The 15,544-nt window shown below is 65.7% G+C and carries 12 protein-coding genes and 1 riboswitch; of the genes, 6 read left to right on the top strand and 6 right to left on the bottom strand.

Annotation, left to right across the window (positions count from 1 at the left end):
- The 3 genes from cobN to HU729_RS13225 all read right to left on the bottom strand — a co-directional run bounded on the left by cobN (position 1) and on the right by HU729_RS13225 (position 6,045).
- Positions 1-3,750: a cobaltochelatase subunit CobN gene (cobN, locus tag HU729_RS13235; protein WP_186710420.1), complete on the bottom strand. Its 3,750-nt coding sequence runs from the start codon at positions 3,748-3,750 to the stop codon at positions 1-3.
- Between the two features lie 3 nt (positions 3,751-3,753).
- Positions 3,754-4,821 carry a cobalamin biosynthesis protein CobW gene (gene cobW, locus HU729_RS13230; RefSeq protein WP_054893920.1) on the bottom strand — a complete coding sequence of 356 codons (1,068 nt, stop codon included), beginning with the start codon at positions 4,819-4,821 and terminating at the stop codon, positions 3,754-3,756.
- Positions 4,822-4,919: 98 nt separating this feature from the next.
- A riboswitch (cobalamin riboswitch) is annotated at positions 4,920-5,118 on the bottom strand.
- Positions 5,119-5,163: 45 nt separating this feature from the next.
- The gene (locus tag HU729_RS13225) at positions 5,164-6,045 is read right to left on the bottom strand and encodes a LysR substrate-binding domain-containing protein (protein WP_186710419.1); all 882 of its coding nucleotides are present in this window, start codon (positions 6,043-6,045) and stop codon (positions 5,164-5,166) included.
- Positions 6,046-6,208: 163 nt separating this feature from the next.
- Here HU729_RS13225 and HU729_RS13220 point away from each other — a divergent pair, with 163 nt between their 5' ends.
- Positions 6,209-6,856 carry an ankyrin repeat domain-containing protein gene (locus HU729_RS13220; protein WP_186665380.1) on the top strand — a complete coding sequence of 216 codons (648 nt, stop codon included), beginning with the start codon at positions 6,209-6,211 and terminating at the stop codon, positions 6,854-6,856.
- A 140-nt stretch (positions 6,857-6,996) separates the two neighbouring features.
- Here the strand turns inward: HU729_RS13220 and pobA are convergent, their stop codons facing one another.
- Positions 6,997-8,181, bottom strand: coding sequence for a 4-hydroxybenzoate 3-monooxygenase (gene pobA, locus HU729_RS13215; protein WP_186710417.1), 1,185 nt, complete (start codon positions 8,179-8,181; stop codon positions 6,997-6,999).
- A gap of 165 nt (positions 8,182-8,346) precedes the next feature.
- Here pobA and HU729_RS13210 point away from each other — a divergent pair, with 165 nt between their 5' ends.
- From HU729_RS13210 to HU729_RS13190, 5 genes are all read left to right on the top strand, one after another.
- Positions 8,347-9,231, top strand: coding sequence for a helix-turn-helix domain-containing protein (locus HU729_RS13210; protein ID WP_186710415.1), 885 nt, complete (start codon positions 8,347-8,349; stop codon positions 9,229-9,231).
- Positions 9,232-9,284: 53 nt separating this feature from the next.
- Entirely contained in the window at positions 9,285-9,677 is a 393-nt protein-coding gene (locus HU729_RS13205) for a MerR family DNA-binding transcriptional regulator (RefSeq protein WP_054893249.1), read from the top strand.
- Positions 9,678-9,697: 20 nt separating this feature from the next.
- The gene (locus HU729_RS13200) at positions 9,698-10,597 is read left to right on the top strand and encodes a hydroxymethylglutaryl-CoA lyase (RefSeq protein ID WP_186665386.1); all 900 of its coding nucleotides are present in this window, start codon (positions 9,698-9,700) and stop codon (positions 10,595-10,597) included.
- A gap of 121 nt (positions 10,598-10,718) precedes the next feature.
- Positions 10,719-11,618 (top strand): LysR family transcriptional regulator, encoded by a 900-nt coding sequence (locus tag HU729_RS13195; RefSeq protein ID WP_186665387.1) that lies wholly within the window; start codon positions 10,719-10,721, stop codon positions 11,616-11,618.
- A 145-nt stretch (positions 11,619-11,763) separates the two neighbouring features.
- Complete coding sequence (locus HU729_RS13190; RefSeq protein ID WP_186665388.1) at positions 11,764-12,558, top strand: class II aldolase/adducin family protein; 795 nt, start codon at positions 11,764-11,766, stop codon at positions 12,556-12,558.
- A gap of 43 nt (positions 12,559-12,601) precedes the next feature.
- Here HU729_RS13190 and HU729_RS13185 read toward each other — a convergent pair whose 3' ends face one another.
- Both HU729_RS13185 and HU729_RS13180 read right to left on the bottom strand, forming a co-directional pair.
- The gene (locus HU729_RS13185) at positions 12,602-14,059 is read right to left on the bottom strand and encodes an amino acid racemase (RefSeq protein WP_186710413.1); all 1,458 of its coding nucleotides are present in this window, start codon (positions 14,057-14,059) and stop codon (positions 12,602-12,604) included.
- Between the two features lie 13 nt (positions 14,060-14,072).
- Entirely contained in the window at positions 14,073-15,356 is a 1,284-nt protein-coding gene (locus HU729_RS13180) for a dicarboxylate/amino acid:cation symporter (RefSeq protein WP_186710411.1), read from the bottom strand.
- Between the last annotated feature and the right edge of the window lie 188 nt (positions 15,357-15,544).

Below are 15,544 nucleotides of genomic sequence, written 5' to 3'. Positions count from 1 at the left end.
TCAGGCCTCTTCCTCGCCGTCGAGCAACTGCTGCTCGAGGGCCTCGCGGTAATCGCCCGGCGCCTGCCACAGACCGCGCTGCTGGGCTTCCAGCAACCGTTCGGTCAGATCGTGCAAGGCGTGCGGGTTATGCTCGCGCATGAATGCTCGGGTCGCCGGATCGAGCACGTAGGCATCGGCCAGCGACTGGTAATGGTGATCGTCGATCAGATGAGTGGTGGCATCGAAGGCGAACAGGTTGTCGACCGTCGCCGCCAGCTCGAAGGCACCTTTATAGCCGTGACGCTTGACCCCGTCGATCCATTTCGGGTTCAGCGCACGCGCACGGATCACCCGGTTCAGCTCTTCCTTGAGGGTGCGAATACGCGGGCGGTCGACCTGGCTGTGGTCGCCGTGGTAGCTGGCGACCGTGGCGCCTGCCAGGGTTTCTGCAGCCGCGAGCATGCCGCCCTGGAACTGGTAGTAGTCGTTGGAGTCGAGCAGGTCGTGCTCGTGGTTGTCCTGGTTCTGCAACACCGCCTGGACCTGCCCCAGGCGCTGGGCGAACTGGGCCCGTGCCGGCGTGCCTTCATCGGCGGCACCGTAGGCGTAGCCGCCATGGTTGAGGTAGACCTCGGCCAAGTCGGCGCGCCCCTGCCAGAGGCGTCCGTCGATGGCGTTCTGCACACCCGCGCCATAGGCACCCGGCTTGGCGCCGAATACCCGCCAGCCAGCCTGGCGCCCGGCCTGCTCGGCATCGACACCCTGCGCCAGCAGCGCCTGGCGCTCGGCACGCACGCGGGCCGCCAGCGGGTTGAGGTCGTCCGGCTCGTCCAGCGCCGCCACGGCCTGAACCGCCGCATCGAACAGGCGAATCAGGTTGCCGAAGGCATCGCGGAAGAAACCCGACACGCGCAAGGTGACATCTACCCGCGGGCGATCGAGCAAGCTCAGGGGCAGGATTTCGAAGTCATCGACCCGCTGGCTGCCGGTGGCCCATACCGGCCTGACCCCCATCAGCGCCATGGCCTGGGCGATATCGTCACCGCCAGTGCGCATGGTCGCCGTGCCCCAGACCGACAGCCCGAGCTGGCGCAGGTGATCGCCATGCTCCTGCAGGTGACGCTCAAGGATCAGGCTGGCAGAGGCAAAGCCCAGGCGCCAGGCGGTGGTGGTGGGCAGGTTGCGCACATCCACGGTATAGAAGTTGCGCCCGGTGGGCAGTACGTCCAGGCGTCCGCGGCTGGGTGCCCCGCTGGGGCCCGCCGGCACGAAGCGCCCGGCCAGCGCGGCCAGCAGCCCCTCGATCTCGGCGGCCCCGCAGGCATCCAGGTGCGGCGCGACCTCCTCCCTCAACGCCTGCAGCACGGCGTGCACGCCCTGCCACTGCGCGCTGTCCGGTGCCGTTTCACGGCCTTCGATCAAGGCCAGGGCAAGCGCTTCCAGGCGCTCGCGCGTGTCGCCGCAGGTGCGCCACGCCGCCTGGTCGAGTGCCTGCAGCAGCACAGGTCGCGGCCCTTCCCAGGCTTGCCCGAGGTCGCAATCCAGCGGATCGAACCCCAACGCCAGCGCCCGCGCCAGTGCGCGCAGCAGGCTGGCATTGCCGCCACGGCCGTCACCACGATCGACCCGCAGCAGCGCCAGCAGCGTATCACTGCGCAGGCGCCCTTGCGGCGACTGGCCAAAGACATGCAAGCCATCGCGAATCTGCGACTCTTTCAAGTCGCACAAGTAGGTGTCCAGGCGTGGCAGCCAGACAGCGGCATCGTCCAGTTGCCCTTCGAGCTGCAGGTCACGGTCGATATGGTTGGCCTTGACCAGTTCGAGAATGTCACGCTGCAGCTCGCGGGCGCGGCGCGGGTCGAGCAGTTGCGCCTCGTAGTATTCGTCGGCCAGCTGCTCCAGATGCCGCAGCGGCCCGTAGGTTTCGGCGCGGGTCAGTGGCGGCATCAGGTGGTCGATGATCACCGCCTGGGTGCGGCGCTTGGCCTGGGCGCCCTCACCGGGGTCGTTGACGATGAACGGGTAGATGTTCGGCAGCGGGCCGAGCAGCGCATCCGGCCAGCACTCGGCGGACAGCCCGACGCCCTTGCCGGGCAGCCACTCCAGATTGCCGTGCTTTCCGACATGGATCAGCGCATCGGCGGCAAAGCCGTTGCGCAACCAGAAATGGAACGCCAGGTAGCCATGCGGCGGCACCAGGTCCGGGTCGTGATACACCGCGCTCGGGTCTACCTGGTAGCCCCGGGCCGGCTGGATACCGACAAAGGTCAGGCCGTAGCGCAGACCGGCGATCATCATCCGGCCACTGCGGAACATCGGGTCTTGTTCAGGTGCGCCCCAGCGTTCGCGCACCGCACGCTGGTTGGCCTCGGGCAGGCAGGCGAAGGCCGCGAGGTAGTCGTCCAGAGACAGGCTCTGGGCACAGGGGCGCTGGTCGAGGTGATCCAGGTCGTTGGTCACGCCGCCGAGCAGTTCGTGAATCAGCGCCGTGCCCGTCTGCGGCAAGCCAGCAACCGGATAACCCTCGGCCTGCAGGGCATGCAGGATGTTCAGCGCGGCGCCAGGCGTGTCGAGCCCCACGCCATTGCCGATACGCCCGTCGCGGGTCGGATAGTTGGCCAGCACCAGCGCCACGCGCTTGTGGGCATTGGGCAGTCGCGCCAGCTCGACCCAGCGCCGTGCCAGCTCGGCGACGAAATCCATGCGTTCGGGGTGGGCCTTGTAGCAGACCACATCGGACTGGCTGCGCTCGCTGCGCCAGGCCAGGTCCTTGAAGCTGACCGGTCGGGTGATGATGCGCCCGTCCAGCTCCGGCAAGGCGATGTGCATGGCCAGGTCGCGCGCACCCAAGCCCTGCTCGCTGGCTTCCCAGCCGGGCTGGTTGTCCTGGGCGCAGATCGCCTGCAACACCGGCACGTCGCGGCGCAGCGGACGCAGGTTGGGCCGCTCGGGGCTGGACAAGGCAAAGCCTGTGGTGTTGATGACCACTTCGGCGCCGACCTCGTCGAGCCAGGCCTCTACCTGTTCGAGACAGGCCGCCTCCTTGAGACTGGCGACTGCGATCGGCAACGGGTTCAGCCCGGCGGCCTGCAAGCGCTGGCAAAACACATCGATGAACCCGGTGTTGGCGGCCTGCAGGTGCGAGCGGTAGAACAGGATCGGCGCCACCGGATGCTCCGGGTGCCACTCGGGGAACCAGTCTTCAAGCCCTGCACTGGGCTTGCCGGGGTGGTAGACCGTGGTGCGCGGCAGCGGCTGGGGTTCGTCCCAGGCATAGTCGCGCCCCAGCCACTGGCTGGCCAGGCAATTGAACAGGTTGGCCGCATTGGCCTTGCCGCCCTGGCGCAGGTAGTGCCAGAGCCGCTCGGCCTGTTCGGCCGGCACCGTGCCCAACTGTGTCAGCTCCGGGTCGGGGCGGTCATCGCCGGGCACCAGGATCAAGTGCACGCCACGCGCGGCGAGTTCGACCAACTGCTCGACGCCATAGCGCCAGTAGCCGACACCGCCGTGCAGCGATACCAGGATCACCTTGGCATGGCGCAACACCTCATCGATGTACAGGTCGACGGAGGCGTGGTTCTGCACCTGCATGGGGTTGGCCAGGCGCAGGCTGGGGAAATCGTCCGGCAACTGCTCGGCGGTTTCGGCGAGCAGTGCCAGGTGAGAGTCACCGCTGCAGAGAATCACCAGCTCGGCGGGTGTCTGGCCGAGGTCGGCAATGCTGTCGTCCGGCACGAAGCCGCCGGGCTGGGTCCGCAGCAGGTGCATGGATCAGGCGCCCAGGGCCTGGCGCAGGCGCGCTTCCAACTGTGCCGCGTCAAGGTCCTGGCCGATCAGCACCAGGCGGGTGATGCGCGGCTCGTCGCTGCGCCAGGCGCGGTCGAAGTGCTTGTCGAAGCGCGTGCCCACACCTTGGATCAACAGGCGCATCGGCTTGCCGGGGATCGCGGCAAAGCCTTTGGCGCGCAGGATGCCGAACTCGGTGACCAGTTGCGTCAGGGCATCGAGCAGCAGGCTTTCGTCCGCTTCAGGCAGGTCGATGGAGATGGAGTCGAAGGCGTCATGATCGTGATCGTCATGATCGTCGCCGTCGTGGTGCGAATCGTGGTGGGTGCGACGACCATCGATGTGCACTTCGGACTCGGCACCCACGCCCAGCAATACATCCAGCGGCAGGCGACCGCTGCTGGCCTCGATCACCTTGACGGCCGGCGGCAGCTCCTCGGCGACTTCGGCGCGGACCTTGGCCAGGCCCTCGGCGTCAATCAGGTCAGCCTTGTTCAGCACCACCAGGTCGGCACTGGCCAGTTGGTCGGCGAACAGCTCATGCAGCGGGGATTCGTGGTCCAGGTTGGGGTCGAGCTTGCGCTGCGCGTCGACCTGGTCCGGGTAGGCGGCGAAGGTGCCGGCGGCCACGGCTGGGCTGTCGACGACGGTGATTACCGCATCGACGGTGCAGGCATTGCGGATTTCCGGCCACTGGAAGGCTTGCACCAGCGGTTTGGGCAGGGCCAGGCCGCTGGTCTCGATGAGAATGTGGTCCAGGTCGCCACGGCGAGCGACCAGCTCACGCATCACCGGGAAGAACTCTTCCTGCACGGTGCAGCACAGGCAGCCGTTGGCCAGCTCATAGACGCGGCCGTTGGCCTCTTCCTCGGTGCAGCCGATGCTGCACTGCTTGAGGATTTCGCCGTCGATACCCAGCTCGCCAAACTCGTTGACGATGACCGCGATGCGTCGCCCCTGGGCGTTGTCGAGCATGTGGCGCAGCAAGGTGGTCTTGCCCGAGCCGAGGAAGCCGGTGACGATGGTGACGGGAAGTTTGGCCAGTGTTTTCATGTGGCGATGCCCTTGGCAGCAATGGTGCGGGCATGCGGGACGAAAGCCACGACCGACCGGCCGGGCTCGCTCGCCACCGGATCACCCCGCCCGGTTGAAAGTCGAATACGTTGCGAGGCAGGTCTCCTGGCTTGCACTGCACGACCTCCAGCCGTCAGGACGACGCCTTCCCGCGCGCGGGCGCAGTGGCTGTGTCGACCCTGTTCAGTGCTTACAGTTGCGGGGGCAGCCGCGGCTTGTACCGCGTTCCCGTCTTAGCTCCGGCAGCGCCGGAGAACCTCGAAGCGGCAAGGCTACGCAGTGGTGCGCAGGTGGTCAACCGTCTGACGCTGATCGGAGCCTTCAGATGCCACCCCCGGCCAGCAGCTCGGTCAGCACCTGCGCCAGGGCCTTGACCATCACATCGGCCGTTGGCCGGTGGACGATGACGATCTCGTAGCTGTCCACCTCCGGCAAACCTTGCGCCGCCCCCAGTACTCGGTGCTCGGCGGTGGCCGCGCGCGGCGGCAGCAAGCTCACGCCCATGCCGTCGGCCACCGCGGCCTGGATACCGGACAAGCTGGAGCTGGTGAAGCTGATGCGCCAGCGCCGGCCCATGCCTTCGATGGCATGGATCATGTCTTCGCGGTACAGCCCGCGCGGTGGAAAGGTGACCAAGGGCACCGGGTCAAGCTCGAAGGCCGGCATGCGCACGCTGTCGATCCATTGCAGGCGCTCGGGCCAGCAGGACACCCCCTCGCGGCTGTTGCGCCGCTGCTTGAGCAGCACCAGATCGAGTTCACCATTGTCGTAGGCCTGGCTCAGGTCGCGGCACAGGCCGCTGGTGACTTCCAGCTTGACCTGCGGGTGCAGGCGGCTGAACGCCGACAACGCATTGGTGGTTCGCCCGCCGACGAAATCTTCGGGCACACCCAGGCGCACGGTGACGCCAACCATGGCCCCGGCCAGGGCCTCGAGCATCTGGTCGTTCAGCGCCAGCATGTGCCTGGCATAGCCAAGCAGCGTCTGCCCGGCGTCGGTGGGCAGCACGTCGCGGTTGCCACGCACCAGCAGGCGATGGCCGACCATCTCCTCGAGGCGTCGTACCTTCTGGCTGATGGTCGACTGGGTCGAATGCAGACGGGCTGCAGCCGTGGTGAAGCTGCCGCAATCGGCGACCACGACGATGGCGCGCAACAGGTCGAGATCGAACAGAGCCCTATTCGGTTTTACGCTGATGGACATGAGGGTATTCGGTTTTCAAATGATGACGCTGACTTCTAGCATGGCCCTTCGAGGCGGGCAACGTTGATGTATTCGGAAATCCACTACAGCTCATCCAGATAATTCGTTTCAGTTGCCTGCAACTTTTTCCCTAGGATGAGGCTTTGCCTCAGGAGCCCTACGCATGCGCCACACCCTCGCTGCCTGCCTGCTGGCCTTCACCTGCCTTGCCGCCCACGCCGAGACCACGTCCATGGATACCCGCCTGCTTTATGCCGCCCAGCGCGGCGATGCACCTGCCATCCGTCGCCTGCTCAAGGAACCGGTGGCGCTCGACAGCCGCGATGGCCAAGGGCGCACACCTCTGCTGGCCGCGACCCACGGCAACCACATCGACGCGGCCAAGGTGCTGATCGAGGCCGGCGCCGATGTGAACGCCAAGGACAACATCCACGACAGCCCCTACCTGTATGCCGGCGCTCGCGGCCTGAACGAGATCCTGCGCCTGACCCTGGCGCACGGCGCCGACCTCGCCAGCACCAACCGCTACGGCGGCACGGCGCTGATTCCGGCGGCGGAGCGTGGCCATGTGGAAACGGTGCAGATGCTGATCGATGCTGGCGTGGACGTGAACCACCTCAACCGGCTGCACTGGACCGCCTTGCTCGAGGCGGTGATCCTTGGCGACGGCGGTCCGCGCCATGTTGACATTGTGCGACGGCTGCTGGCGGCCGGCGCGGACCCGGCGATTGCCGACAAGGATGGCGTGACGGCGCTGGAGCATGCGCGCACGCGCGGGTATGCAGAGATGGTGGCGTTGCTGGAGCGGTGATGAACCGCTGGCCCGTGCCAAGTACGCTGCGGTGGATGGCACGGGCTACGCCCGTGTTCGCGGGACAAGTCGGGGCGCCGAACCGCCGCCCCCACAAGGGGATTGGGCGGGCCTTTAGATTTTGAGCGAGATAGTTGTTCCTACACTTCCTCGTACGGCAAACCCACATAATTCTCGGCAATGTTCACCAAACCGGCATCGGACGACAGGAAGTACTCCCGGTCCGCCTCCTGCATCTTCTGGTCCCAGGCATCCTTGTGCTCGCCAAAATCATGCAGCAGTTGGGTCATGAACCAACTGAAACGCTCGCCCTTCCACACCCGCCGCAGCGCCAGCGGTGAGTAGCGCTCCAGCAGGTCGCTGCGACCTTCGCGGTAGACCTTGACCAGGATGCGATACAGATAGTTGACGTCCGAGGCTGCCAGGTTCAGGCCCTTGGCCCCGGTCGGCGGCACGATGTGCGCCGCATCCCCCACCAGGAACAGGTGCCCGTACTGCATCGGCTCGACCACCAGGCTGCGCAGCGGCGCGATGCTCTTTTCCAGCGCAGGGCCGGTGACCAGGCGCGCCGCGACATCCTCGGGCAGACGAGCCTTGAGTTCGTCCCAGAAACGCGCATCGGGCCAGTTCTCCACCCGCTCGTCCAGCGGCACCTGCAGGTAGTACCGGCTGCGGGTGGTGGAGCGCTGGCTGCACAATACGAAACCACGGTCATGATGCGCATAGATCAGCTCGTGGTTGACCGGCGGGGTATCGGCCAGCAAGCCCAGCCAACCAAACGGATAGACCCGCTCGTACTGCTTGAGCACACCCTGCGGAATGCTCTGGCGCGAAACGCCATGAAAACCGTCGCAGCCAGCGATGTAATCGCACTCGACGCGGTGCAACTGGCCGTCCTTCTCATAGGTCACGTAGGGCCGTTCATCCTTGAGCCCGTGCGGCTGCACGTTGCTCGCGCCATACACGATCGGCGCCCCGCTCTGCTCGCGGGCCTGCATGAGGTCGCGGGTGACTTCGGTCTGGCCGTACACCATCACCGTCTTGCCACCGGTCAGAGCCTTGAGGTCCAGGCGCTGGCGACGCCCTGCCACCAGCAGTTCGACGCCTTCGTGCACCAGCCCTTCACGGTCCATGCGCGCCGATACCCCGGCCTCGCGCAGCAGGTCGACGGTGCCCTGCTCCAGCACGCCGGCGCGGATCCGGCCAAGCACGTACTCAGGGGTCTGGCGTTCGAGAATGAGCGTGTCGATGCCCGCCTTGTGCAGCAGTTGACCAAGCAGCAGGCCAGAAGGGCCGGCGCCAATGATTGCAACCTGGGTTTTCATTGTTGTTGTCTCGCCTTGTCGATGCCGTACTGGCGGCAGCCGGCATACGTTATTCGGGTTAGCCCCTGCATTTTTACTGGCGCAAAAAGCTGAAAAGGTGTCATATCCGATGAAAAATCTGCACTTTTCAAAATTCCGTGCGATCAGCGCACAGGTGTCCCGACCATGAAATCCTCCCTTCCCGGCGTACCGCTGTTCCAGCTCTATGGTGAAAACCACGCCTGGCCCGGCAGCGATCTGCTGCACTGCGAATCGATCCCGGCACGCAGCCGCCTGCACCACTGGGAGATCAAGCCGCACCAGCACGCCGAACTGTTCCAGTTGCTCTACGTGCAGCGCGGGCACGCGCTGGTGGAAATCGAAGGCCGACACAGCGAGATCCACGAGGCAGCGATCCAGGTGGTGCCACCGCTGACGGTGCATGGCTTTCGCTTCAGCGCCGACATCCAGGGCCATGTACTGACCTTCGGTACGGCGCTGGTGGCCGACCTCGAGCAGCGCCTGGGTGCACCCCTGGCGGTGCTGGCATCGGCGGCATGCTACCCGCTGGGCCGCGACCGCACGCGCCTGCGCGGGCTGATCGACACCTTGCAGCAGGAATACCAGGGCAGCGCACCCGCTCGCGCCGCCATGCTGCAGGCGCTGGTGACCGCCCTGATGGTGTGGATCAGCCGCCGCCAACAACTGGGCCAGGCACCGCGCAACCGCGACGAGCGCGACCGCCACTTGCTCGGGCACTACCTGCGCCTGGTCGAAGCGCATTACCGCCAGCACCTGTCGGTCGATGAGTTTGCTGCTCGCCTGGGCATCACCAGCCTGCAGCTCAACCAGCTGTGCCGCGCGCTGAGCGGGCAGACCGCGCTGCAGGTGATCCACCAGCGCCTGCTGCTCGAAGCGCGGCGCAACCTGACCTACACGCGCATGAGCATCGGCCAGTTGTCCGACAGCCTGGGTTTCAGCGATCCCACCTACTTCGCACGCTTCTTCAAACGCCTCAGCGGCCAAACGCCCAATGCCTATCGACGCAGCGGTACTGCGCAATCACCTTGACGTATACGTCAACCTGCCTTTAGCTTACTCACATTCCACCCCCGAGCCCGAGCATGAGCAGCCAGACCTACAGCATCTCCGACCTGTCCCGCGAGCTGGACATCACCACCCGCGCCATCCGCTTCTACGAGGAGCAGGGTCTGCTGAGCCCCGAGCGTCGCGGCCTGGAGCGCATCTATTCGGCGCGTGACAAGGTGACCCTCAAGCTGATCCTGCGCGGCAAGCGCATCGGCTTCTCGCTGGCCGAATGTCGCGAGCTGATCGAGCTGTACGACCCTAGCGGCGGCAACCTCAAGCAGCTCACCAGCATGCTGGCCAAGATCGCCGAACGCCGCGCGCAACTGGAGCAGCAGATGCTCGATATCCAGCAGATGCACCTGGAGCTGGACACCGCCCAGGAGCGCTGCGAGCAGGCCCTGGCCGCCACCCTGAACAATAACCGTTGATTCGCCACAGGAACCCCGCCATGTCATTGCCCGCACACGTGCGCCTGGTCGAAGTCGGCCCGCGCGACGGCCTGCAGAACGAAGCCCAACCCATCAGCGTCGCCGACAAGGTGCGGCTGGTGGACGACCTCACCGACGCCGGGCTCTCCTATATCGAGGTGGGCAGTTTCGTCTCGCCCAAGTGGGTGCCGCAAATGGCTGGATCGGCCGAGGTGTTCGCCGGTATCCGTCAGCGTGCCGGGGTGACCTACGCGGCCCTGGCGCCGAACCTGCGCGGTTTCGAGGATGCACTGGCAGCCGGGGTCAAGGAGGTGGCGGTGTTCGCCGCGGCGTCCGAGGCGTTCTCCCAGCGCAACATCAACTGCTCGATCAGCGAGAGCCTGCAGCGCTTCGAACCGATCATGGACGCCGCCCGCGAGCACGGTATCCAGGTGCGCGGCTATGTATCCTGCGTGCTCGGCTGCCCCTATGAAGGCAAGGTCAGCGCCGAGCAGGTCGCCCCGGTCGCCCGCGCCCTGCACGACATGGGCTGCTACGAGGTGTCGTTGGGCGACACCATCGGCACCGGCACCGCCGGCGATACCCGACGCCTGTTCGAGGTGGTCTCGGCGCAGGTGCCGCGCGAGCAGCTTGCCGGCCACTTCCACGACACCTACGGCCAGGCCCTGGCCAATGTCTATGCCAGCCTGCTCGAAGGCATCAGCGTGTTCGACAGCTCGGTGGCCGGGCTCGGCGGCTGCCCCTACGCCAAGGGCGCCACCGGCAACATCGCCACCGAAGATGTGCTGTACCTGCTGCAGGGGCTGGGTATCGAGACCGGTATCGACCTGGACAAGCTGGTCGCCGCCGGCCAACGCATCAGCGACGTGCTGGGGCGTGCCAACGGCTCGCGGGTAGCACGGGCACGCAGCGCCCGCTGACGCACGCCCAGGGGCGGCGAGCGCCGCCCTGTTTCCCTCGCTCATCGAACTGTGACATTTCCGGCCAGCGGGATTATGCTCTGCGGGTATGTCCTCCAGTCGCAATATGTGAGCGCCGAATATGAAAATCGATGACATGGACGCCTTCGTGGCCGTCATCCGTTGCCAGTCGACCAACCTTGCCGCCGAAGCGCTGCAACTGACCCAACCGGCCATCACCCGGCGCGTGCAGAACTTCGAGGAAGACCTCGGCGCCACCTTGCTAGACCGCAACACCAAGCCACTCAAGCCCACACCCATGGGCCTGCGCGTGTACGAGCAGTGCAAGGCCATCCTGCGTGAAATCGACGCCCTGCGCGAACTGGTGGCCAACGATGGCGCACCGTCCGGCACTCTGCGCCTGGGCGTGCCGCAGACACTGGGCGATGTCGTGCTGCTCGAGGCCCTGGCGCAGATCCGCCAGGCCTACCCCGAGCTGCGCACCCAGGTCACCAGCGGCTGGGGCAGCAGCCTGATCGCGCGCATGGAAAACGGCGAGCTGGATGCCGCTGCGGCGCTCTTTCCACCGGGCAAGATCTTCCCCGAAGGCATCGCCAGCCATTCCATCACGCGCATGCCGTTGCGCGTGGTCGCGGCCAAGGGCAGCGCCGGCAAGCGCAGCTACAAGTTGCGCGACTGCTATACCCGCGGCTGGGTGCTCAACCCCGATGGTTGCGGCTTTCGCGCCGGGCTGCAGCGCGCATTGAGCGAACAGGGGTTGTCACTGTCGATCAACCTCGAAACCTTCGGCACCGAGTTGCAACTGGGGCTGGTCGCCAACGGCCAGGGCCTGGGCCTGGTGCCCGAACCGCTGTTGCTTGCCAGTCGCCATCGAGACCTGCTGGATATAGTCAACGTCAGCGATTTCAAGCCGCAGGTCGACCTGTGGCTGTTCCACCCACGCTACCTGGGCAACCTGCAGGAGCCGGTGGAGCTGTTCGGCGCCGTGGCGGGCACCCGGCTGAACAACGCAGCGAGTTGACCTGGTTAAATGATCACCTTGCATAAAAACAAAAAAGATAATTCTTAAAACGAATAATTAGCATAGAACCAAAAAGACTTTTACAGCGTTGCGCCAGACGCCTACGGTCCTGTTCACACCGTACTGCCTTGCACTGGAGCACCGCATGAGTTCACTGTCCGTCGTACCTCCCAGCCAGGAGGCCGTGCGCCTACGAGTCAGCGCCGAGGAATGGGAGGTGCGGGTCAAGCTCGCCGCCGCCTATCGCCTGGCAGCCCTGTTCCGCTGGACCGACCACATCTACACGCACTTCTCGGCACGGGTTCCCGGCCCGGACGAGCACTTCCTGATCAACGCCTTCGGCCTGCTGTTCGACGAAATCACCGCGTCCAACCTGGTCAAGGTGGATGTCGACGGCACGATCATCGACGACCCGCTGGGCCTGGGCATCAACCAGGCCGGCTACGTCATCCACAGCGCCATCCACCGCGCCCGCCCCGACCTCAAGGCCGTACTGCACACCCACACCCGCGATGGTGCGGCGGTGTCTGCCCAGCGTGACGGCCTGCTGCCGGTCTCCCAGCATGCGTTGGCCTATTACAGCCGCGTGGTGTATCACGACTACGAGGGCGTCGCGCTGGACCTGGATGAACAGCAGCGTCTGGTGGCCAACCTGGGGCAAAGCAATATCCTGATCCTGCGCAATCACGGCTTGCTCACCGGCGGCATCAGTGTCGAACATGCCTTCCGTGAGCTGCACGGCCTGGAGCGCGCCTGCAACATCCAGATCGCCGCCCAGGCCGGTGGCAATGACCAACTGCAGTACGCCTCCCCAGCGGCGATTGCCAAGGTGCATGAACAGTCGAAGCGCTTTTCCGACGGGCTTGGCGAGGGGATCCAGCGGCACTGGGATGCGTTGATCCGGCAACTGGATCGCGAGGGGCGCGATTACCAGGGCTGAAGCCCGCACCTGCTGAGGGAGCGGGTATGTCCGTTGCGCTCCCTCAGCGCTCCCGCGCCAACCCCACACAGCGGCGCGCCAGCACATCGGTCGGATCGACCAGTGCCACCTGCACGCCGTCGATGGGGAAGCCATCGGCCTGGGCCAGGATCAGCGGCAATTCGGTACAGCCCAGAATCAACACCCGCGCGCCCTGCGCGACCAGTTGCCCGGCGCCCGCCAGCAGGTCATCCCGACACTGCCCCTCGGTAAACCCCGCCTTGACGCCCTCCTCACCATAGATCGCACACATCACCCGTGCCTGCGCCGCGTCGTCCGGCACCAGCAACGACAGGCCGACGCGTTCGGCCGCCGCGTGATAGACACCACTTTGCAGCGTGCCCGAGGTCGCCAGCAGCCCCACCCGCACCTCGCGACCATAGCGGTGCAAAATGAAATCGATGGTCTCGCTCAGCATGTTGACGATCGGCACCGCCAGATGCTCCTGGATCCGCTCGACATAGGCATGCGCGGTATTGCAGGGAATCGCGATGGCATCGGCGCCCTCCTCTTCCAGGCGGCGGCAGGTCGAGTACATCGCCACGGTCGGGTCGGCCTCCTGGCGCAGCAGGTTGGCGGTGCGATCGGGAATCTGCGGGTTCTGCTCGACCACCATCCTGATATGGTCCTGGTCACGCCCGGCCGGGGTGTTCTTCACCACCTTGCCCATGAAGTCCACGGTCGCCGCCGGCCCCACGCCACCGACGATCCCCAGCTTGAACGGCGCACGGCTCGGCACCGAGTCGGTGGCGCTGGCGAAGTCGGCATACACCTGGTTGGCATCGACGCAGTGAATGCCACGGCGCATCAGCTCCGGCGCCAGCAACGACAGCTCGGTCATGCCCGGCAGCAACAGCGTCGCGCCCTGGCCTTCGAGTTCCAGGCAAACCTGGTGCAACAGCTCCAGCGCCACCCCATCCAGATGTCCGGCCTTGATGCCTGCAGGCCCGTACACCGCCTCCATCAACGCCGCCTGCTGCACCGGCGAGGGATGGATCAGCGCGTAGTCGTCGGCAAAGTGCCGCTCGAACAACCCCGAAGCGCGCACATAGTCCGAGGCCAGCACGCCCAGGCGCGCACCCGGCGGGGCGATCTGCGCCACATGGGCCTTGAGCGCGGCCATCAGGTCGACGATGGCGATCTGCAGCTCGGCGCGCAGTTCGTCGATGAAGGTATGGCTGGCGAAGCACGGCACCAGCACGGCGTCGGCACCGCTGTCGGCATAGCCCTGGCAGACCTGGAACACATAGAGCTTGCGCGAGGTCATGCTCGCGCCCGCACTGAGCGGCAGCGCCAGGTCCTTGAACGGGTGCTGCTCGAACAGCAGGTGGTAGCGCCCCTGCTCGGCCAGCAGCGGCTGGCTCTTTAGCAGCTTGAGGAACAGGTCGCCACCGGCCAGCGAGCCGAGGCCACCGATGATGCCGAGGGTGCGCGCGTTGGCGGTCTTGCGTGGGCTTTTCATGGAGCGGTCCGGATCAGGCGTGGGTGGCAGGTTTCAGCGCAGCTTCGACGGGCGCCGGGGCCTCGTCATGACGCCGCTCGAGGTCGGCGATCACCGCCGTGGCGATGCTGTTGCCCACCACGTTGGTGGCGGTACGGCCCATGTCGAGGAACTGGTCGATCGCCAGGATCAGCAACAGCCCGGCCTCGGGCAGGTGGAACATCGGCAGCGTGGCCGCGACCACCACCACCGAGGCCCGCGCCACGCCGGCCATGCCCTTGCTGGTGACCATCAGGGTCAACAGGATCAGCACTTGCTGGGTGAAGCTCAGCTCGATGTTGTAGGCCTGGGCGATGAACAGGATGGCGAAGGCCTGGTACATCATCGAGCCGTCGAGGTTGAACGAGTAGCCCAGCGGCAGGACGAAGCTCGACACGCGCTTGGGTGCACCGAATTTCTCCAGCGCATCGATGGTCTTGGGGTAGGCCGATTCGCTGCTCGCAGTGGAGAACGCCAGCAGCACCGGCTCGCGGATCAGCTTGCCCAGGGTGAACACCGGGCGCCCGAGGAAGCCGTAGCCCACCGCGAACAGCACCAGCCACAGCAGCAGGATGCCCAGGTAGAACTGGCCGATCAGCTTGCCGTAGTCGAACAGCAGGCCAATGCCTTGGGTGGTGACGGCGGCGGCCAGCGCGGCGAAGACACCGACCGGGGCGAACATCATCACGTAGTCGGTGATGCGGAACATCACCTTGGCCAGCTCGTCCACCAGCTCGCCGATGCGTGTGTTGCCGCGTTGCTTGACGAACGCCAGTGCCAGCCCGAAGAACAGCGAGAACACCACGATCTGCAGGATCTCGTTGTTGGCCATGGCTTCGGCGATGCTGCGCGGAAACACATGGCTGATGAAGGTCTTGAGGCTGAAGTCACCGGCGTTGACCGCCACCGCGCTTGCCGCCTGGCCTGATTCCACGCTCAGGTTCAGGTGGGCGCCAGGCTGGAACAGATTCACCAGCAGCATGCCCAGGGCCAGGGAAAACACCGAGGCGCTGACGAACCAGATCATCGAGCGCAGGCCGATGCGCCCCACCGAACCGGAATTGCCCAGGCTGCTGATCCCTGCGACCAGGGTGGCGAAAACCAGCGGGGCGATGATCATCTTGATCATGCGCAGAAAGATATCGGTGACCAGGCTGAAGTAACCTGCAATCTGCTTGGCGGCGTCCGCGGAGCCTGCGTAGGTGTTGCACAGCCAGCCGACGACGATGCCGAGCAGGATCGCCACGGCGATGTAACGGGGTAGTTTCTTGTTATTCATCTCGACCTCTGTCTGTCGAATGCGGGAGGGACAGCAACAGGCTACGACGCACTGCCGGGGCAGTTGATGAGGATGCGCGATGGGTTCATGCGTAATTCGCATAGTTGTCGAATGGCGGTGAAATCCAGGGAAACTGGGGATAAGCTGCGGTGTCTGTGGGAGCGGGCTTGCCCGCGAAAAAGACACCG

The organism is Pseudomonas sp. RW10S2 (genome assembly GCF_014268985.1).
Taxonomy (GTDB): Bacteria; Pseudomonadota; Gammaproteobacteria; order Pseudomonadales; family Pseudomonadaceae; genus Aquipseudomonas; species Aquipseudomonas wayambapalatensis.
The sequence above is the reverse complement of the archived record's forward strand: the minus strand, read 5'-3'. Positions and strand labels throughout refer to the sequence as shown.